Origin of the sequence: Mesotoga sp. B105.6.4 (genome assembly GCF_002896535.1) — a bacterium.
Classification (GTDB): domain Bacteria; phylum Thermotogota; class Thermotogae; order Petrotogales; family Kosmotogaceae; genus Mesotoga.
In genome coordinates this window covers 1-18,318 of sequence record NZ_JWIM01000032.1, presented here as the reverse complement: position 1 = coordinate 18,318, position 18,318 = coordinate 1, and the positions used below count along the sequence as shown (strand labels likewise).

Genomic DNA, 18,318 nt, shown 5'->3' with positions numbered 1-18,318 from the left:
TACACTTTTGGCTTCCCTCTTTCCCTTCCCGGCGCTCTTTCGATCTTTCCTTAGCCAATCTAAGTTTGAACTCAGGATCATAACTCTTGCCTCTCGGATGCTTCATCCATATTCACCCCTTCTTAGTCTACTATTCCTAACTTACTTGTCCAATTCCCCTGGGGGGTGAATACGGCTCTTCCCAAGGACGGGTTTATGCTCTTGGACGCTGGGCGCTGGACGCTAGGACGGTTCTTCCCGCTCTTTCAGCTCTTGCCAGACCCTAGACCCCATACCCTGGACCCAGTTCTAGGAGAGAGACCAAGAACTTGGACACGAAGTGTCGGAACGAAGAATCTAGGTGCAAAGCACCAGAACAATGAACTTCTCTCTTTGCCAAGAACCTGGACGCGCAGCGTCGGAACGATGAACCGCTCTGCTTGTCTTGATCCTAAATCCCCGCTTGAGCGGGGGGGGACCGCTTGCGGTGGGGAGTGTGCTCTTTGAAATGCCTCTCACATCGTTTTTCGCTTTTTTTGCTTTGTCATCCCGTAGTGGTCTTGTACGGGATCTCGCTCAAAGATCCGCTGTACGCTTAAAAGCGGTGAACCCGCTGATCGCTTGTAAAAGCTCAGTTGCAAGTTCCAAGATGCAAGTTGTAAGAAAAAGCAAAAGGCCGGGGTTGGGGGTAGCGGGTTCGTGGTAGGAAAGAGCAAGAGAACCTGGTTTACCGTTGAACGGTTCACCGTTCGCCGAGGATAATCGGTTCTTCGTTCCAGAGCGAGTATCTGTTCTTCGTTCTTGGTTAAGGCAAAAAACCACGAATGGCATTATGATCTTCGATCTTATCCAAGGACGGGTCCATGATCTGGGACGAAGGACTAAGGACGACTCTTCACAGCGTACAGCGTTATATTGTAAGTAGCTCTTTCCCCGCGAAGCGGGCCTTGCGTCCACTGATGCTCTTCAGTGCATTGCGTCCAGCGAAGCAGCCCCGCCTTCGCCGACGATCCTCGGCGCTCTATCTGTTAACTGGATGTAAATAATCGAGTCCCGAAAGGACGTAAATCGAATCTCTTTGCCCAATCCCACTATTCCGTTCTCTGCGCAGTCCAGTCATGAGGGCCAGACTTGTAACTGCCGTCGATATAAACAGTCGCCGTACCGGTCATTCCATCCGAGTCGAATTTGCCTGCAAATTGAATCGTTTCTCCTCCCTCATAGCTTGAGTAGACAAAGGAGATGTTGTCCTTGGAAGTGGTCCCGGAAATTGTGCCATAGTTTGCAGTATAGATGTTGTTTCCCAGATAACCGGAGAGCTTGCCCTTGTCGTGAGTGGATATCTCCATGAAGGCCTTGAAAGTCTCCGGTTCACTTCTTTTAACTGAAAGGTTCCATGCGCCAACAAGACTTCTCGTTTTCGCAACCGACAGGCACCCGGTAAGTACCATCACAACTGTAATTGCTAAGAGAACCATAAGAGATACTCGTTTCATAATCAACACACCTCGCTATAAAGAGTGATGACACAATTTTGGTAGGCATCAAGGTTGACTCAAAGCACTAAAGACTGAATTCCGAAACCATCTTTCGTGAGATCAGAAATCTCTATCCATTTCACAGAAGCAGACACATCAAAAAGAGAGAATTGGCAACTGCAATATTACTATATCATTCTCCGTATCAGTTATGATTATTTAATCATCGTATCTCACGTGGGGATGACCGTCTTCTCCTCAAAAAACTCCGCCGCTACACGGTCCTCCTCCCTCAAGGGAAGATTTAAGATCAAGATCATCAGGAGTTAAGTACAGCAAATATTGTCATGGGAGAAGGAGCATCACATGATTTCTCATGAACTCCCTGACTTATGGTTAGGGATTAGCATTATGGCTCGCAGGCAAATTGACTGACTCTGTCTTCCCGTCGTACCTGCCCTGATAAGCCTGCCCCAATAAGCCTGCCCTGAAGGCCTGCCCCAAAATGCACCTGTTTGGGGGATCCTGTTCAGGGCTCCTGTTTGGGAGCCTGCCCTGAAATCGTTTTGTTCAGGGTCATCCCGTGATGCACCTGCACGGGATCTCGCCCTGAAGAGCCGCTGTACACCAGAAGTTCCGCTGTACGCTGTGAAGAGTCGTCCTTAGTCCTTCGTCCCAGATCATCGACCCGTCCTTGGGAAGAGCTTGAGGTCAGAGGCAAGAGGTCGGAAGAGCGAAGAGATCTTGATCTTCTTACCTCTAGCCTCATTCCCCTTACCTCTGATCCGCCTCGTCGTCGATTGCCCAAGAACGAAGAACAGATACTCGCTCTGGAACGAAGAACCGATTATCCTCGGCGAACGGTGAACCGATAACGGATAACCGTTCTTGCAACTTGCATCTTGCAACTTGGAACTGATGACGAGATAAACAATTAAGTACATCATACTTAACTACAAAGCCATATATGGTACAATATAGTGATCTTAATGGAGGTGTGAGATGATAGATCTTCAACCTTTTTTCGAGATCCACGAAAGAATGCTCTCATCAACTCCCGAGTCTTTCAAGCGCTATGCCTATTACCGGATCAACTGGGAAGACCGTCTTCTTGGAATTGTTGGTGCGCGCGGCTGCGGCAAAACAACGCTGCTTCTCCAGAAGATTCTTGAGAAGAGAGGAGTTGATTGCCTCTATATCTCGGCAGACAATCCTCTGGTTTTGAAGGAAAGTATTTATGCAATAGGAGATGCTTTCTTCAAGATCGGAGGAAAGACACTCATTGTGGACGAGGCTCACCGGCAAACCGGCTGGTCTAACGATATTAAGGCGCTATATGACGCTCATCCGACGAAGCAGATCTACTTCAGTGGAAGCTCGAAGTTCTCGGTTTTAATGGGAACGGCCGATCTTTCAAGACGGGTAGTATTGCATGAATTGAAGCACCTCTCTTTCAGGGAGTTCGTGAATCTGGAGACCGGAAGCGACTTCTCCGCAGTGTCGCCTGAAGAGCTTCTACAAAACCATAGAGAGATGAGCAATACGATGCTGAGATTTGAACCGCTGAAGTTATTCAGGGAATATCTGAGAGTTGGCTCTTATCCATTCAGGATCGCTTCGGATTCTTACTACGAAAGGTTGCTGAATGTTCTGGACAAATCGATCTATCAGGATGTTGTTCAGGAGAATTCACTCAGGGGCGAGGCGGCCTCAGTAGCCAAGAAGATCATTGCCTTTGTGGCCACCAGCATAGTTCCTTCAATATCTCCGGAATCGCTTTCTCGGGATCTGGGAATTAGTAAGGTAACACTCTATGCCTATCTTGATTCACTGGAGAGGGCGGGAGTTTTGAGAAGAGTCCCACCGTGCGGTAGAGGCTTGAAGGGACTCCGCAGTGGTTCGAAAGTATTCTTGGGTGAGACGAACATCTACTACGCTTTGGGACTGTCACAATGGAATCTCGAAAGCAATATGGGAACGATAAGAGAGGCTTTCTTTGTCTCTCAGGTAAGTCACCTTGGAATCTGTGTGCCGAAAAATGGAGACTTCGCTTTGAGCCTAAAAGACACGGAGATAGTATGCGAAATTGGTGGTGCCCACAAAGGCAAGAAACAGCTAAGAGACGTTCCAAATGGCATTGTGTTGAGAGATGGAATTGAAACGGGATTTGGAAATGTCGTTCCTCTCTATCTTCTTGGTTTTCTCTATTGAGCGTAAGAGCAGTTCCGGCGCGTTGCGCCCAAGTTCTTCGTTCCGACGCTGCGCGTCCAGGTTCTTGGTTCGCAAGAGCGAAAGAACGGCCAGTAAAGGCTTCGCCTTCGCCAGTTCCGCTCCGCGGGCAGTAAAAGACGAGAAAAGAACATTGTCGAGACACTCGCTTCGCTCTCGAAAAAGAGAGAAACTCACTATACTATAGATGGGATATTCAACAGACTCAATAGCAAAAAGGGAAGACCTTCTTCGAATTGCCTATCCTGTAACTGGCGTGCAGAATCATAGAGAATGGACTTATCGCAACTAGCCGTCCTTCTTAGGGGTTAGAGGGCAAAACATGAAAAGTCAGTTGGTTGCCTTGTATACTCTAATGGTCGATATATCGACTTTTTTACCTTCTGCAATTCTCTTGTAATACCAGAAGTATTTATCAGCATTGTCGTCTCGTATATTGTACATAAGGGCTTCTGTGTTGGAAATCGTTACGTACGAATCTTCATAGAGAAGTTTCACAGTTAGCTTATAACCAGTTTCAGGGCTAATTTGCAACCTGTTGCCTACAGGTTTATAAACTATATGTTCATAAGCTTTGTTTTCCCAATCTTCCTGGTTAAGACCAAGATCGGTGTACTGATACGGACTCCAGGTCCTTGGATTCTTCGCGCTAATAAGCAAATCAATCAACCCGCTACTTATCTCTGCGAAAGTCGAACCAAAAGGTGTAAGAGGCGCTATTGATTCTGCACCCAGAAGGTTATAGTAGAGAGTTCTGGAGTTCATAGATTCCTTTCCGAGTCCATTATCAAGAAAAGCATAGTCATCTACTCCGAATGGGATTCCCTGCCTTGAATCGACAAGAACACCGGAGACAGTCTCGAAATCGGCCTCACGATTTGTGAATACGAAGTAGTTATATTGGCCATCTTCGCCAATCTTCCAGGCGGCCCCAAACAGAGACGAATCAACATTCCTTCCGAGTTCGCTTATTGTCTGGGGTAGTTCTCCGTCAAGGTAGATTTTGTTTGCGAAGGCCTGGGAGAGTGTCTTTAGGTCTCTTGCGACAGCAACGGCCGCGGATTTTCGCATGGCGTTTATTCCGATTGGAGTCACAACGGCTATAAGTGCAGCGATAACGGCAAGGACTATGAGCAATTCAACTAGAGAAAACCCATTTCTTCTATCGATTCCGAATATCTCTCTTATCATATCCATCAATTCCCCCTAATCTGCTCTGCAATGACAAATGCAAACTCATGCCAAAGCGCGATCGGAGTCTTGAACGGTATTATTTCTTATAGCTAACTGATGGCCTGAACCCGAGCGATTCCTGAGATTGTCAACGGCGGCAGATGAACTTATGCTCTCTGTTATACTGCTGTTGGTAGCGCTGGAAGCGGTAAGGGAAACGTCCATCATAACCCTGTTATCCTGCACCGTTCTCAGTGCGAACGTCAGGCTTGAGACGCTTACCTGTGAAGGATCGCTCAAGTTCTGTTCGTTTGTTCTGCTTGAGGCCGTCCCCTGAAATCTCTTTATAGTATTGCTCTCAAGCAAGATCACTATCCAGCCTGAACCCTGCGGGGAGCTGGTGAACTGTAGTTCCGTTGCCCATCCGAATTCCTCCGAGATCCTTTCAACCAGCGACCTGAGATTTCTGCTGAGCAGCGCCGTCTCCTGAGATGTTTTGTATATTCTCCAGCTGGCGGCAAAGACAGAAAAGGCTATCGCCACGATAATAGACGACACGAGAAGAACAATCATTATCTCGGCGAGAGTCAATCCGGTCTTTCTCTTCATATGATTCTCACCCGCTTCTCAAGAAGATTCCGATCTGCTTTCCCTCTGCGAAATTCTTTGTGACCAGCTCGCCGGATTCGGTTACGTTACTGCCGTCTATATCTACATTCACGCTGAATGACTGACCTCTTGTAGAGACGAAGATCTCCTCCTCGAGATCGTTCTGGACAACTGCAAGTTCGGTAGTGACAATCCTGTTCTTAAAGGCCTGCCTCATGCTGTTTGCAAGCAACGGCGTATAGTACCGACGACGACTACGATTATAAGCAGACTCATAAGAACTTCTATAAGAGAAAAACCGGAACTTCTACTCTTCGCTCGCTTAGATTCTTCCATCTTTATCACCTCACCTGCTCCATATCTCGATTTCTTCATCGCCCTCGACGTCCCCGATCAGTCCTATCGACTGGGCGGAAAGAGATCCTCAGTATCAGGTTCAAAGACCACTGTCAACTACCGTTAGCCACGAAACGATCTGCAACAATCGCACCCTTAACGGGCGCGCTTCCCACCATGTTTACAGTAGAGTCCGGCGTTAGACAGCCGTAACATCTGCCATGGGATTTCCGTGAAGGTTGACCGTCGGCCCGCCGCTGATAATTAGCCCGTAAACCTAGCCCGATCCGCCCAGACTGGCCGAAGCCCTCTGAATATGGAGAGTACCCGTGTAGCGAATGTTTCCCGTAAGGTTCAGATCGCTTGTCCCCGCGTAGTTGACCCGAACGGCATTTCTATCCCCTCCGTAGTTGAAGGTGCTGCCCCCTCCCATGTTGAAGCCGGTGCCCGCGTAAACCAGCATGTCCCCATCGCTGGCCAGGTTAATGTTTCCCTGCTGTATGTTCAGAGTACTGCTGTTCATTACTCCCTTGCTTATACCGTTTATATTGGCGTTTCCGCTAAGTTGAACCGTTCCCACGATCTCGAACAGCTGCTTAGAGCCGTTCATGAAGTCCATGGTTCCACTCGAAAGACTCATCGACGAGGCCTTTATCAGGGCCTGAGAAGCCACTCGTATCGTTCCGTTTCCCGAGGTCGAGAAGGCCTGATTTGAGTCCACGAAGAGATTTTCGAGCTGCAGCAGTCCGCTATTCCCAAGCTGAGTCTGGCCCTTCGAATAAAGCGTAGAGATCTCGACGTTCAGGTTTCCCGAAGCAGAGAAGTTGCTGTCTGTGTAGATGTTCAGCTTTGCCGAATTGAGAGTAGTTATCCCGCTACCGCTTATTGAAGCATTACCATCGACATAGAGGGTCATCGTACCTGGCCCGTTGACCTCGATTCTTGCGCTTCCGCTTACCGAAAGAGAGTTAGCGTTGATCGAGATATTGTTGCCCTGCAGATTGAATATAAGCCTGCTGCTGCCGGACACGCTTATATTTCCGTACTCCTCGCTCTGAGTAACGGTGAAAGTAGAATTACCGCCAACATTCAGGTCTCCGTGACCTGGCAGGCCTTCAGGGAAGGTCGGAAATGTCGGAAAGCTTATCGATGGTGGAGGAGCTGGAAAGTCAGGCAACTCGTACTCTCTTTCCTGATCGAGATTCTGTATTGGATGGTTGCTGAGCCATGTGCTGTTCCAGATGTTCGTTCTGGTTACGACCGCGTTGGGATAGGAAATCAATTGCCAGGGGACATCGGGATTGACACTCGGGTTTACGTGAGTGTCTCCGCCAACTCCAACATATATCGTGCCAGTTATCATATTGTTCCCGGGACCGATATTGACCGAACCCGGAATTATCGAATTCGTGCCGGCCCTGCCTTCGATTCTAGAACTTCCGCCAATACCTATATAGCTTTTAGTAAAAACGGCCATATCGAAGATCGGAAACTCGTAAGCGCCTCCGGCAAAGGCAAGGTTAAGTACCATACTCTCTACCGCGGCGCTCCTTATTCCGTAAGAGACAATCTTGAACTAGGTACCGGAAGAATCTGAGAAGATAGCGAAAGCCACATCGTTCGAGCTAGATTGAAGAGCACTCTGCACGGCATCTCTGACTAACTGGATACCGGTATCCCAGTAATCGCAGACTGCCAGGCCTCAACGAGTTCGAAATTCCCGCTTCCGCCTTCGGGTATCGCTCCCCTGAAGACACCCCTTGCGTTTCTCGTAGATGGGTTTCCCAGAAGGGCGCGTGCGACTTCAATACCGGATATGGCTCTGTAATTAGCTTCCAATCATGCTTTTGCCCTGTTCAGCTGCATTGAATCGTCAAGTACGAGTGATACAACGATCGTTTCGATGACCGACAGAACCAGAACTACTATAAGAGCTGTAAAGAGGACAAAGCCGCCATTTCTAGTTTCGCAATTCCCCATAATAATCAGCCTCCCGTGGAAGCCAAAGAATACTATCGAACAACTATCAGCAATGGCGCGCCATGACTGTAATCCAATTCAGATGATTATCAGAGCGTAATCGCAGACTTCAGAAATCGGATAGCTTATGTTCAGAGTATTCGAAACATTGAAAGTTTCAGATCATCTTTCGGGGTTTCGCATAACATCTGGCTCACTCGACAAGCTGTATATTCATCTAAATCTCATAAAATATCTCTACTAATCGAAAGTAAGAGATCTATAAGAAACCATAACTATACAAATGTTTAATATACGTTGTAAAAACTAAATGAGAAAGCCCGGGTATCTTTCATTCCCGGGCCCTTAAATAGACTGCGAAGGTGGAGAAATCTATTTCGATTAACCGTTGCTTTTCACGAACAGCGTTTCCCCAAAGAGGGGGTTATTAGAAGCTCTGGTTTCCATAGGCTATATAATCGATTAGGACACCGTTGCTGTCGAAGAGAAATGCGATGTCACCTGCATTAAGCCAGACGGCGTTCTCTCTCCACCAGATACCTATTCTGCCATTCGCCGGATCGTTATAGTTTGAGGCAGGAGTACCGTCTTTGGTATAAGTGTACACTCGAACAATCCCGCCCGGCGGAAGAGTTACGTTACCAAAAGTATAGACGGCTGACTTCTCCAGTCTATCTTTTATCTTCCATCCTACAAGAGACAACGGGGCCGAAGTTCTGTTAACGACTTCAATGAACTCCGGTTTCCCCTCGGGATCAAAAGTGCCGAACCCGACACCCGGAGTCCCGACCTTCACCCTGTAAACGGCGGTGACCTCTTGAGGCGTGAAGGCCGCCTTGTCAAGACCGCCGGCCATTTCATAAAAGCCCGTCAGCGTCTCGCCCGGTGTGACCCTGGTGACTGCCGGAAGAATGTTTCTCAGAGTATCGAAATGCAGATCGTCTTTCGTGAAGATGTAAGCCACGGAATAGTCCGTTCCGGGTACATACAGAACGCCCCAGTTCTGACCATCGACGTTCCTGCCCAGATCGTTGATAGTCATATTCTCCAGCGAAGAAATACCTTCTAAATAGAAGAGCTGATCCATAGCCTTTGAAAGAGCCTTCATATTATAGGCGATTTTCACCGCCGTCGCCTTCCTCATGGCGTTAAGCGAAAGCGGCGTTATTACGGCTATGAGAGCGGCTATAACAGCAAGAACTATAAGAAGCTCAACGAGCGAAAAACCTTTGTTGAAATCTCTCCTTCGCATACGATTCCTCCAGTAAAGAAAAATAAAAAACATACCCGACAAGTGTTATGCAAGATCGTACCAGATTCATGCTTTTGAGAAGTACAGAGTCAGTGAAGTGACGAATGACAACCGTTTGAACAATAGAGCAGAACTGTTCAATAAGAAGAATAACACCTGTCAAAAGCCTACAGCAAGGACTTGCTATGGTTCTGGGTTGCCCAAAGGTAGCGCGAAAGAATCATCATTTCCAGGACCAGTTATCCTTGGGACTCACATAGAACCTCTGTCTCGAACTCCCGTGAATGGATGTCACTTCATGAACGTTTAGTGTTTCACTGAAATCTATGGCAATTTGTGAATCTATGCTTGCTATTCTCTGGAAGACGTCGCTGGTCTTCGAAAAGTCGGCTGTACTCTCTTTTTGCCACAGGTTAACTGCAGCCGAGACCGCAACATTTGTGTCTTTCACCAATGTGTATGTCTGACTTGTGAATTTCACCGCATAAGAGAATGAGGTGACCATAATAAGCAGAACAAAGACGCTAACTACAAGAGCAATGAGCATTTCTACAATCGAAAAACCCTTACTCAAAACCATCACCTCGCTCCAAATCCAAAAGCCATAAGTAGGCTTGATTCGGGTGTTGCGACAGGCAAATCCTCATTTGAGTACAAACGATCATCATATACGTTGAATTCCTGAAAACCTTTTATTTTATTGTTATTGCCATATGTATAGGTTGGACTTGCCGACTTGCCTACTATTGTCCCGAACACATGCCTGTAGCCCATGTCATTGAAGTCCTGATATTTCTCGATACTGAAGGACCCGGAGCCATTGTTTCCAAATGCAAAGATATTGGACATAATCTTGATGTTCTTATGATTCTTGTTTTCCTCGTAAGGCATATAGATGTCTTTATCAATAGCCACAAGGTTCAGCATGTCATTTGCATTGTTCTCAGAAACTAGGCGGTTCAAATCGACATTTGTTCCGATTAGTTCTTTGTTAAGGTATTGCTGAATATCGCTGTAAATATCGTTATATACTATGTCCCCGATAATCTTTATGTTACCAGCCATGGAAATGAAGGAGTATCTGCCATCAACCAAAGACAATTTACTGCCGTGACCTGTGCCCTGAGGAAGGCCTCCTCCGCCAACCTTTATGTCATTTTCGCATATAAAAACGCCTGCATGCTGCATATCTATCGTTCCAAGATCCTGATCAAGCAGATTAACACTTCCTGCACCCTGTCCGGTCTTTGTGACAAAAAAGCTCTTTGCATTCCATGGAGGCAGACTATCGAATTCCGAGCTCTTTGTTATAACCACTTGAGCAACATCTCTCGAATTATTCCGGCTTTTCCTGCTCCAGCCGTTGTTCTTCTTCTCCCAAACCTCATACTCTTCGATATACCAGTACTCGTGAACAGAGTATTTCTCGCTCGTGTCGAAGCCGCTTAGATTGTATCTGGCAAAGATTTGCTGCCCGGAAAGAACATCTGTCAAAACCTCAACTGAACCATAGTCGAGCTTATTTATAGCATTAACGGTTATCTTATTATTGCCCGTAGAGACGTCTTCGATGTAATAATAACTATCGAAGAACTTGCCCTCATAAGTGATCGAAGTCGGTACAGCTCCTCCAAAAAAGACCCCAAGACTATTGTTGCCAATGGAAGAAGAGTTGAAATATGAATCTAGAACAGACTGAGAGGATACGACCCTATTGTTATCTATAAACCCCTGATAGTATGATTTCATCTCTCCAAACTTGCTTTCCATAGAGCTTTTGATATCGTCAGTCACATACGTGAGTCCAGACCGAAAGTACCAGGGAAAGTATTTAGTAAAAGCCTCAGCTTTTAGTGCGTCGGTTCCCGGTTCAAGCGTTTCTCCGGTTTCGCTTGTTAAAATCTCGCTCAAGACCAGATCGTTGCCATCCACCTGAAGCTGATTCGCTATAATAATCTTTGCTGGCTTACTACTACTGGCTCCAAAATACACATAGTACTTTGATCCGTACTCAGTCCAGGCAACGTACTGCTGGGCGCTTAGCAGTTCGCGATCTTTGACTCCATCGTTGTTTTCATCTATCCACAAAGTCTTTTTCTCAGGAGACCCGTTATAACCAAGTTGGTGGATCCTTGGCTTACGGTTCATCATATTTCCCACGAACGTTGCCCCTATCCCCTGACTGGCCGGATGTTCTTTCTCGGCTTCAGTTTTCGGGGGTACGTTTATCGCAACTCCTATACCACTTCCACCGTAGTAAGATGGTCCGTCCACAAACTCGCCAGGTCCATAATAAGCGTTTGATATACCATTGAGAAGAAAAACCGCCCAGTTACTGAAGTATCTCGGACTAATGAATCCCCAGAAGATACTCTCAGCAAAACCGGACCTTGTGACCCTAATTGTTGCAAGAAGCATATTCGGGAAAACCTTATGTGGTCTGACGACCACTTCTATATCGCCACCGGGAGTGAGCTCTTGGAGAGCAAGTGTCATCGTGGATGTGGGAAGATAGAATGAGTGTTGAAATTGGTCAAAGGTCTGTAACCAGTACGTATCTTCAAGCGTGCCGACTGACATCTTCTGTATCGTTGAGTTATACCATTCCGGAGCAGTATCGGTGGCAGAAAAAGTGTTTATGGCAGCAATGTTAAGCGCAGCAGAATCGCTGTACTTCTTCTGAAAATAACCCAGGAGTGCGAAGAACGTATTACCTGCATCCAGCTGATTCTCAAGTTTTCGTTGAGCATGAGATATGTCTCTCGTCTTGGCATTCACAAAGCTGATCAAAGATGTCGATGAGATGGACACGAATAGAAGGAGCAGCAAAACTGTTGGAAGTATCATACCGATTCTCTTCATAAGAGCCCCTACTTAATCGCCAGCAAGTTAACGCTAGCGTAGTGATTTGTTCTTCCATAAAGGATCTGATAGTCGATTTCATTGCTTCCTAAGTTGAAACTGATTTCCAAACCCGGATATTGCTGTGTGGAAAAAGCTATCCTGCTTCCATTAAGCTCAAGAGTATTTATTTCGGACTCGGGAAAGTCTGATACTGAGAAATCCTTTTCCCAGACAAAGACAGCACCGTTCTTAAAATAGACCTGTTTCGTAACATCACGGTGATTCAGCGGAATATCAACCTTATATCTTATTCCAACCACGTTCCCGGATTGCTTTACTGGCCTGACATAAGTCGATTCTGGTCCCGCCTTCATAAGCTCTTTCTGAAGAACAAGATCTATCCTGGATATAACTCCAAGCTCTTCAGTTTTTATTCTTACCTTTTCCGTTTCTCTGATTGATAAAGAGTATAGAAGCATGATCGCAATTAGCGATATCGAGGATATCGCCAAAACCATAATGGCTTCAGCAAGAGAAAACCCATATTTAACCTTGTATTTCAAATGAATCACCTCGCTAATTATCGCAATGCAATCGCATGCCATAATAATAAACAACAATTCGATTAAAACTAATGATCAATTCGATAATTGATTTCAAGTGTTTCTTGTTTAGAAAATTAACCTGGCCGCAATCTAACAGAACAAACTGATTGGTGTCTCACCTTCCGTGAGTTAGACCGAGCAATAAATAGCGTGTTCGTGAGATTCGCCGTCATCCCAGGGCTCTTATCGGGCTCTTATCGGCGGAGGACAATGAACTTTTCTCACGCTCTTACGAACCAAGAATAAAGCTCCTAGCTCTGGAACGAAGAACCGCTCATCTGCTCTTTAGATGGACGGCTCTTAACGCTCTGCTCCAATCACTAATCAACAAACACCGCGCTCTCCAACCCAAACTGAGTCCGTATCCATCTCGAGCGAAATCGTTTTGTATGAGAACGCATATGTGCTAGTATCGTTTCAGAGTGATACGAAATAGGAGGGAGCATTTTGAACACAGATGAGTTAATTCAATCGCTTGAAGAGATACAATAGAGAAAGGAGATGAGTCTGCCCTCCAGGTTAAGGCCTTACTTTGAAAAGATAGATATGAAGAACAGGGCAGTACTGGTCTTTGGGTCTCGTGGTGTTGGAAAGACCACATTCCTTTTGAGCAGATTCAGAGCAGAAGAATACTCTACCTCTCCGCCGACAATCCTCTGGTCGCCACAACTGACCTCTGGAGTATAACGAGTACAGCATTTGTCAGGGGCTACGAGGCAATATCGTCGATGAAACTCACTATGCAAGGGACTGGAGCATTCATCTGAAGGCCATCTACGACGCCTATCCGACAAAGCTAATAATAGCAAGCGATACTAGCAGCCTGATACTGAGACAGGGCATTGCGGATCTCTCCAGAAGATTCTCCAGAGTCCGCATCCCCCTAATGTCTTTGAGAGAGTACATATATCTGAGAGACGGTGTGCTTTTGCCGCTACTCAATCCGTTCGCTCTCGACTCTTCTGTGGTCAAAGAGATAATGGGCAGTATTAAAGTTCTGGCGGCTTTCGAGGAGTATCTTGACCGCGGATTCAGACCGTCTTATTTAGAGTGTGATTATAAAGAACAGATTGAACACATTATCGAAAAAACTATCCACAGTGATGTCCCGTTCTTTGTGGCTCAAATCTCAGATATTCACTTCAGATTGATGAGTGCCGTTCTGGGATTTCTAGCGATATCAAAAGTCCCTACCCTTAACATCGAGAGAATGTGTAGAGAGTGGGGAATAGGAAAGAGAAAACTCTATGAACTTCTATCGGTAATGGAGGCAACAGGGATAATAAAAATTATATTCAAAGAGAATGACAATCGAACCTTCTCCAAAGGCGAGAAGATATTCTTCGGCGATCCCGCTTTCTACTCCATAGGCGCAAAAAATACAGGCACAAGAAGAGAAGCTTATGTGGCCGAGGCCTTCGAAGATGCGAAAAGCAGAGTTTTTGCCTGTCCGGACGAGCAAAACGGGGACTTCCTGATAAACAAAACAGTCGTTGAAGTGGGCGGAAAAAACAAAAGAAGGCAGACTTCGTAATAAGAGACGATACAGATATTCCTCATCTAAACTGCATTCCGATGCGGACCTTTGGCTTTCAGTATTGATAAATGAAACAAGAGCACACTCGCACGTTATAAGAACCGCAGTGGATTATGCACAAGACCACGTGAAGGAGCGATTTCGAGACGTTCGCTGCGCTTCTGAGAAGACGAGAGGTCTCCTCTGGAGTATGTAAGAAAAGATTGAATAAACCCTCTAGAATGGAAGAGAAGAATGGGGGGGAAAGAAGATGAAATTTGACAGAGAAAAGATCAAGTCGTTAATCGAGAAGAATGGATCTGAATGATGTAATTCCGATTTCTCAAACCATCATGACTTTTCGAAAGCTGCATGCAGGTGTTCAATTCTCACGATTCTTGAGACTCAAATGAGCTGCTTGGGAAGTGCTCTTGCGATTTCACATTGAAATTACGGAAGTTTCTTCTCATCAGGCACTGTTTTGCATCGACTTTCGTGGAAGATGATGAAGATAAAGGTTTATTCTCTTAATGAAGACTGGAACGGAGATGATGATTTATGAGGGAAAAAGAGAGAGAGATAGTCAAAAGACAAATCCGCGAGTTGCTTTCGGAATCCGCAAAACCCTATATCGATAAGAGAGCAGATATGATCCTAGAGAGCAACCTTCTTAAAGACGAAGAAATTTCTGAGCTGATTCAGGAAGGAAGAGCTTACACAATGGCAATTGCGCTCATAAACGACTGGTTGCTCACACTCCCTTATCCCCTGAAAGGGAAGGCGTACAAGAAACTCAAGAAAGTTCTCGATAGTTTGATGACGCACCAAAATAATGGTTGATTGAGCACTTCCACATTGAATTAGATTTCCAATACCTCGCCTGATGAGAGCAACGCTTAGGTTTTTCACTCAGGATACAGAAATAGTGACCGGTATACTGTTCTTTCTATGTGACTCGCACGGCAATAACATCGCAGTTAGGTTCTGTTTTCTGCTGAAGGGTTGTCATCCCCCGGCTGCTCTTTGAAATACGATAATTGCATTCGTTTCACGAAGTTGTGCGTGAATTGGGATAAGTGGATGGACCTTATGACACTGCTCGGAAAACAGATCTGAGAGTTCAGAAAGTTCCGGAGTCACCAATGATCTTCCGATTCCTCAACTACGATTGTAGATCTGCAGTTCTTCCAGTGCCCCCCTGTTTTGATATACTCTATTTAAGCAGAGAGTCGTCTCTCCAATTCTTGTCCAGTTCTGCTACCATTACTGGTTCTCTGCGATTGTAAGCGAAGTTCCATTCAGGAGGTCGATATGGACAATTCAGAGAGGTTTATGCAGGCCTTCAGATCGATAGAGAGCTATCTGAGGAAGATAAACGAAGATTACCGAATCGACGGCTTCGCAAGATCCTTGAGAGATGCATCAAAGAGCGACAAAACTCTGCGCAACTACCTCGACATACTACTCGAGTACGCCGAACTCCGAAACGCGATTGTCCACACGCTAACAAGTGATGGCAAACCTATTGCAGAACCGCATAAGGAAGTCGTAGAAAATATTGAACACATTGCCGAAATGTTGAACGCTCCACCCAGGGTATCTACGATATTCAAATCGGGAAAAGTCGTTACAATCGACCTCAACGATACGGTTGACAAAGCCCTGAAGATCATAGGGGAGAAGTCATTCTCTCAGATACCCGTCTATGAGGGAAGGCAATTCAGAGGAATTCTCACTACGAATGCGATCGCCAGGTGGATGGCCTTTGTTGGCGAAGAAGAGAGGGCGTGCATAAAAGATATGCCGATTCGAGCCGTGATGGACTATGCGGAAGAAGACGAGGCAGTCGAATTTGTTAGCAGAAAAGCGACTCTCTTCGAAATCGCAGCTTCATTCAGCGAGTTCAGTGCCCTGGGGAAAAGGCTTGAGGCGATACTTGTAACTGAAAACGGAAAAAGAAGCGAGACTCCTCTGCAGATAATCACCATCTGGGATATCCCGCTCATATCTGAGACTCTAAACTCCTGAGAGAAAATACAGACAAAGCCAGACATCGAATACCGGAAGGAAAGGTCTTAAATCATAATACCATCTCCTGGCTCTATTCAAGCTGTACAATAGTTAGAATCATTCTTCTCAAGAAGTGACTAGATGTCACAAGCAGATTGCACTCTTTCATGAAATTGAATTGTCTTTCCAATAATCCATCATTGGAGAAACTTGAACCACAAAATCCCTGCACGATCCTTGGAGTAACATCTTGGAACAGACTCCTCTGTGGAATTGCGTTCTCGCATTCAAATACTAAAGTCAACTGAATGTAAAAAAGTGAGTCTGTCACGAAATTATTCAACCGGCAATTACCCTGAAATCAAACTGAACAGAACCTCTTCTTATTGGAGTCAGACCAGTTCGAATGATTCTTGCTCAATCGCTGTTAACGCTATCGTAGAATGTAAGCGCTTTTCCAGAATGACGGGATGTGATGTTTTCCAAATAACCTGAAGCCGTCATCCCGAGTTACTCTGATATCAATCCCTTTCTTTGTCATCCTGAAGTGCTCCTGTTCAGGATCTCGCCCTAAGAGCCGCTTCGCTTACGAGAAGGCGAGGGATTTGGAAGCCAGTCTGCTGGCTCAGGCCAGTCAGGCTTCGCCTGGCCAGTCTTTGCTTCGCAAAGGCCAGTTCCGCTTCGCTGACAAAAAAGAGCCGCTGTACACTTAAGAACGAAGACCCGGTGGACGCTGGGAAGAGCCGTAATTCGTTGTCTGTCCCAGATCATGAACCCGTCCTTGGGTTGGGAAGAGCCTGAGGTCAGAGGCAAGAGGTCGGAAGAGCGAAGAGATCTTGATTTTCTTACCTCTAACCTCATTCCTGTCGCCTCTATAGGGCCGTTTCGTCGTCGTCGATTGCCCAAGAACGAAGAACAGATCCTCGCTCCGGAACGAACAACGGGTTTTCCTCCTCCGCGACGGAGAACTGTCGACAGTGAACCTGAGGCGAGTCTTAATAGACATCTGTCCTATATCTTAAACTTGCACTGGTAATATACTCTTATGCGGGAGGGTTGTTCATGAAGGAAATTGGAGACAGAAAGCAAATTGCGGAATACTTGTCGAGATTCGATCTGGCGGCGCTTCTAGACAAAGCTGTTATAGATCAGTTTGAGCTGCACAGATTCGAGAGAGGCGAAGACATTTTCACCATAGATGAGCGGCCAGAGTACCTCTACTTTCTTGTGAAAGGCAAGGTCAAGGTTTCAATCCTCTTGAGAAATGGCAACAGGGTATTGCTTAGATTCTGCGTCCCTCTTTCTTTGCTCGGCGACCTGGAAATAGCCAATGACTTCGCTGTCAAGACTTCGGTTTCGGCAGTCTCGGAATCTGAACTTCTGGCTCTGAGGCTTTCCAGGGTAAGAGAGAATCTGATGAGCAATCCTGCCGTCCTGAGATTGATCATTCGCGAACTGTCTTTCAAGCTTTATCATAATGCCGTCGTGAAGACATTGACTTCATCGGCCCCGCTAAAGACGAGAATCGCAACTTATCTCCTGCTAATGACCTCAGATGAAAGGAATGAAAGAATGCTGGATGAACTGGAAACTGAAAGTCAAGCTGAGATCGCCGAGCTTCTGGGGGCTAGCTACCGCCATGTAAACAGGGTTTTGAACGAACTGGGCCGAGAGGGAATATTGAGAGTCAGTAGATCACAGATAAAGATCGTCGACTTCGACAAACTCAAGAATCTTGCCTCGGATCTGTACGGGTGAATGAAAAATGATTAAGGGTATTCTCTTTTCCGTGACCGCAGGCGTAGTTATCGCCATGCAGAGCGTTTTTAGTGCGAGACTTAGCGAAAAAGTCGGTTTTTTTGGCTCTAATTTCTTCATACATGGTACTGGTTTTCTCCTTGCTTCATTTCTTCTACTGCTTTTCGGAAGAGGCGAGCTTAGCATCGAATCGATCAAAGGACTGAATCCAATCTATGCAACTTCGGGGTTCATAGGCGTTCTAATTATCTTTAGCATTGCACAAGGCGTATCAGCTCTTGGCGCCAGCAGAGGAATTGTGATAATTGTTATCACACAGATAATTTTCGCATTGATAATAAATGTCTTGGGTTTGTTCGGTGAAACACCTCTTCACCTGACTCCAGCGAAAATTACAGGCCTGTTCCTAATGCTTTTCGGGGTCCTGATTTATCAGCTATCAAAGTGAGAACGATGAGATGCAGCTTTTCGATATCCCAGCCCCGAATATAATCCGGGGTCCGGGCTTTTGAGCGACGTCCAGGGTTGGGGTGTGCCAAGAAGGCGAAG

General features: G+C 46.1%; 18 protein-coding genes. 6 read left to right on the top strand and 12 right to left on the bottom strand.

Annotated features, from left to right (window positions below):
* Positions 1-1,070: 1,070 nt before the first annotated feature.
* Positions 1,071-1,475 carry a hypothetical protein gene (locus RJ60_RS07915; protein WP_103134430.1) on the bottom strand — a complete coding sequence of 135 codons (405 nt, stop codon included), beginning with the start codon at positions 1,473-1,475 and terminating at the stop codon, positions 1,071-1,073.
* Between the two features lie 984 nt (positions 1,476-2,459).
* Between RJ60_RS07915 and RJ60_RS07905 the strand changes: the two genes are divergently transcribed.
* Positions 2,460-3,668 carry an ATP-binding protein gene (locus RJ60_RS07905; protein WP_103134428.1) on the top strand — a complete coding sequence of 403 codons (1,209 nt, stop codon included), beginning with the start codon at positions 2,460-2,462 and terminating at the stop codon, positions 3,666-3,668.
* Positions 3,669-4,016: 348 nt separating this feature from the next.
* On the opposite strand, the gene RJ60_RS07900 is transcribed toward RJ60_RS07905, so the two are convergent.
* From RJ60_RS07900 to RJ60_RS07855, 11 genes are all read right to left on the bottom strand, one after another.
* Positions 4,017-4,883: a type II secretion system protein gene (locus tag RJ60_RS07900; protein WP_103134427.1), complete on the bottom strand. Its 867-nt coding sequence runs from the start codon at positions 4,881-4,883 to the stop codon at positions 4,017-4,019.
* A gap of 39 nt (positions 4,884-4,922) precedes the next feature.
* Positions 4,923-5,468: a PilW family protein gene (locus tag RJ60_RS07895; protein WP_103134426.1), complete on the bottom strand. Its 546-nt coding sequence runs from the start codon at positions 5,466-5,468 to the stop codon at positions 4,923-4,925.
* A gap of 7 nt (positions 5,469-5,475) precedes the next feature.
* Complete coding sequence (locus RJ60_RS07890; protein ID WP_103134425.1) at positions 5,476-5,685, bottom strand: hypothetical protein; 210 nt, start codon at positions 5,683-5,685, stop codon at positions 5,476-5,478.
* Positions 5,682-5,804, bottom strand: coding sequence for a prepilin-type N-terminal cleavage/methylation domain-containing protein (locus RJ60_RS16525; protein WP_374704108.1), 123 nt, complete (start codon positions 5,802-5,804; stop codon positions 5,682-5,684). The genes RJ60_RS07890 and RJ60_RS16525 overlap by 4 nt, the downstream gene beginning before the upstream one ends.
* A gap of 277 nt (positions 5,805-6,081) precedes the next feature.
* A complete protein-coding gene (locus RJ60_RS07880) occupies positions 6,082-7,335 on the bottom strand; it encodes a hypothetical protein (protein ID WP_103134423.1) in 1,254 nt (417 codons plus the stop codon).
* 128 nt (positions 7,336-7,463) lie between these two features.
* Positions 7,464-7,643 carry a hypothetical protein gene (locus RJ60_RS07875; RefSeq protein ID WP_103134422.1) on the bottom strand — a complete coding sequence of 60 codons (180 nt, stop codon included), beginning with the start codon at positions 7,641-7,643 and terminating at the stop codon, positions 7,464-7,466.
* Positions 7,644-7,784 carry a hypothetical protein gene (locus RJ60_RS15540; protein ID WP_180979927.1) on the bottom strand — a complete coding sequence of 47 codons (141 nt, stop codon included), beginning with the start codon at positions 7,782-7,784 and terminating at the stop codon, positions 7,644-7,646. It abuts the gene before it with no gap.
* A 427-nt stretch (positions 7,785-8,211) separates the two neighbouring features.
* Positions 8,212-9,036, bottom strand: a complete 825-nt coding sequence (locus tag RJ60_RS15535; RefSeq protein WP_180979926.1) for a lamin tail domain-containing protein — start codon at positions 9,034-9,036, stop codon at positions 8,212-8,214.
* Between the two features lie 223 nt (positions 9,037-9,259).
* The gene (locus RJ60_RS07865) at positions 9,260-9,610 is read right to left on the bottom strand and encodes a hypothetical protein (RefSeq protein WP_133117343.1); all 351 of its coding nucleotides are present in this window, start codon (positions 9,608-9,610) and stop codon (positions 9,260-9,262) included.
* A gap of 5 nt (positions 9,611-9,615) precedes the next feature.
* On the bottom strand, positions 9,616-11,898 hold the full coding sequence (locus RJ60_RS07860) for a hypothetical protein (protein ID WP_103134421.1): 2,283 nt from the start codon (positions 11,896-11,898) through the stop codon (positions 9,616-9,618).
* 8 nt (positions 11,899-11,906) lie between these two features.
* Positions 11,907-12,443: a type II secretion system protein J gene (locus RJ60_RS07855; RefSeq protein WP_103134420.1), complete on the bottom strand. Its 537-nt coding sequence runs from the start codon at positions 12,441-12,443 to the stop codon at positions 11,907-11,909.
* A gap of 928 nt (positions 12,444-13,371) precedes the next feature.
* On the opposite strand from RJ60_RS07855, the gene RJ60_RS07845 reads away from it, so the two are divergent.
* The 5 genes from RJ60_RS07845 to RJ60_RS07820 all read left to right on the top strand — a co-directional run bounded on the left by RJ60_RS07845 (position 13,372) and on the right by RJ60_RS07820 (position 18,217).
* A complete protein-coding gene (locus tag RJ60_RS07845; RefSeq protein ID WP_103134418.1) occupies positions 13,372-14,019 on the top strand; it encodes an ATP-binding protein in 648 nt (215 codons plus the stop codon).
* A gap of 540 nt (positions 14,020-14,559) precedes the next feature.
* A complete protein-coding gene (locus RJ60_RS07840) occupies positions 14,560-14,841 on the top strand; it encodes a hypothetical protein (protein ID WP_099830457.1) in 282 nt (93 codons plus the stop codon).
* A 471-nt stretch (positions 14,842-15,312) separates the two neighbouring features.
* On the top strand, positions 15,313-16,029 hold the full coding sequence (locus RJ60_RS07835) for a CBS domain-containing protein (protein ID WP_103134417.1): 717 nt from the start codon (positions 15,313-15,315) through the stop codon (positions 16,027-16,029).
* A gap of 1,044 nt (positions 16,030-17,073) precedes the next feature.
* Positions 17,074-17,769, top strand: a complete 696-nt coding sequence (locus RJ60_RS07825) for a Crp/Fnr family transcriptional regulator (protein ID WP_103134416.1) — start codon at positions 17,074-17,076, stop codon at positions 17,767-17,769.
* Between the two features lie 7 nt (positions 17,770-17,776).
* Positions 17,777-18,217 (top strand): DMT family transporter, encoded by a 441-nt coding sequence (locus tag RJ60_RS07820; RefSeq protein ID WP_103134415.1) that lies wholly within the window; start codon positions 17,777-17,779, stop codon positions 18,215-18,217.
* The last annotated feature ends 101 nt before the right edge of the window (positions 18,218-18,318 follow it).

Coding starts and splice junctions, on each gene's coding strand:
- RJ60_RS15540 (WP_180979927.1), bottom strand. CDS start 7,784: ATGGGGAATTGCGAAACTAGAAATGGCGGCTTTGTCCTCTTTACAGCT.
- RJ60_RS07825 (WP_103134416.1), top strand. CDS start 17,074: ATGAAGGAAATTGGAGACAGAAAGCAAATTGCGGAATACTTGTCGAGA.
- RJ60_RS07880 (WP_103134423.1), bottom strand. CDS start 7,335: ATGGTACTTAACCTTGCCTTTGCCGGAGGCGCTTACGAGTTTCCGATC.
- RJ60_RS07835 (WP_103134417.1), top strand. CDS start 15,313: ATGGACAATTCAGAGAGGTTTATGCAGGCCTTCAGATCGATAGAGAGC.
- RJ60_RS07845 (WP_103134418.1), top strand. CDS start 13,372: ATGTCTTTGAGAGAGTACATATATCTGAGAGACGGTGTGCTTTTGCCG.
- RJ60_RS07890 (WP_103134425.1), bottom strand. CDS start 5,685: ATGAGGCAGGCCTTTAAGAACAGGATTGTCACTACCGAACTTGCAGTT.
- RJ60_RS07915 (WP_103134430.1), bottom strand. CDS start 1,475: ATGAAACGAGTATCTCTTATGGTTCTCTTAGCAATTACAGTTGTGATG.
- RJ60_RS16525 (WP_374704108.1), bottom strand. CDS start 5,804: ATGGAAGAATCTAAGCGAGCGAAGAGTAGAAGTTCCGGTTTTTCTCTT.
- RJ60_RS07860 (WP_103134421.1), bottom strand. CDS start 11,898: ATGAAGAGAATCGGTATGATACTTCCAACAGTTTTGCTGCTCCTTCTA.
- RJ60_RS07840 (WP_099830457.1), top strand. CDS start 14,560: ATGAGGGAAAAAGAGAGAGAGATAGTCAAAAGACAAATCCGCGAGTTG.
- RJ60_RS07895 (WP_103134426.1), bottom strand. CDS start 5,468: ATGAAGAGAAAGACCGGATTGACTCTCGCCGAGATAATGATTGTTCTT.
- RJ60_RS07900 (WP_103134427.1), bottom strand. CDS start 4,883: ATGGATATGATAAGAGAGATATTCGGAATCGATAGAAGAAATGGGTTT.
- RJ60_RS07820 (WP_103134415.1), top strand. CDS start 17,777: ATGATTAAGGGTATTCTCTTTTCCGTGACCGCAGGCGTAGTTATCGCC.
- RJ60_RS15535 (WP_180979926.1), bottom strand. CDS start 9,036: ATGCGAAGGAGAGATTTCAACAAAGGTTTTTCGCTCGTTGAGCTTCTT.
- RJ60_RS07905 (WP_103134428.1), top strand. CDS start 2,460: ATGATAGATCTTCAACCTTTTTTCGAGATCCACGAAAGAATGCTCTCA.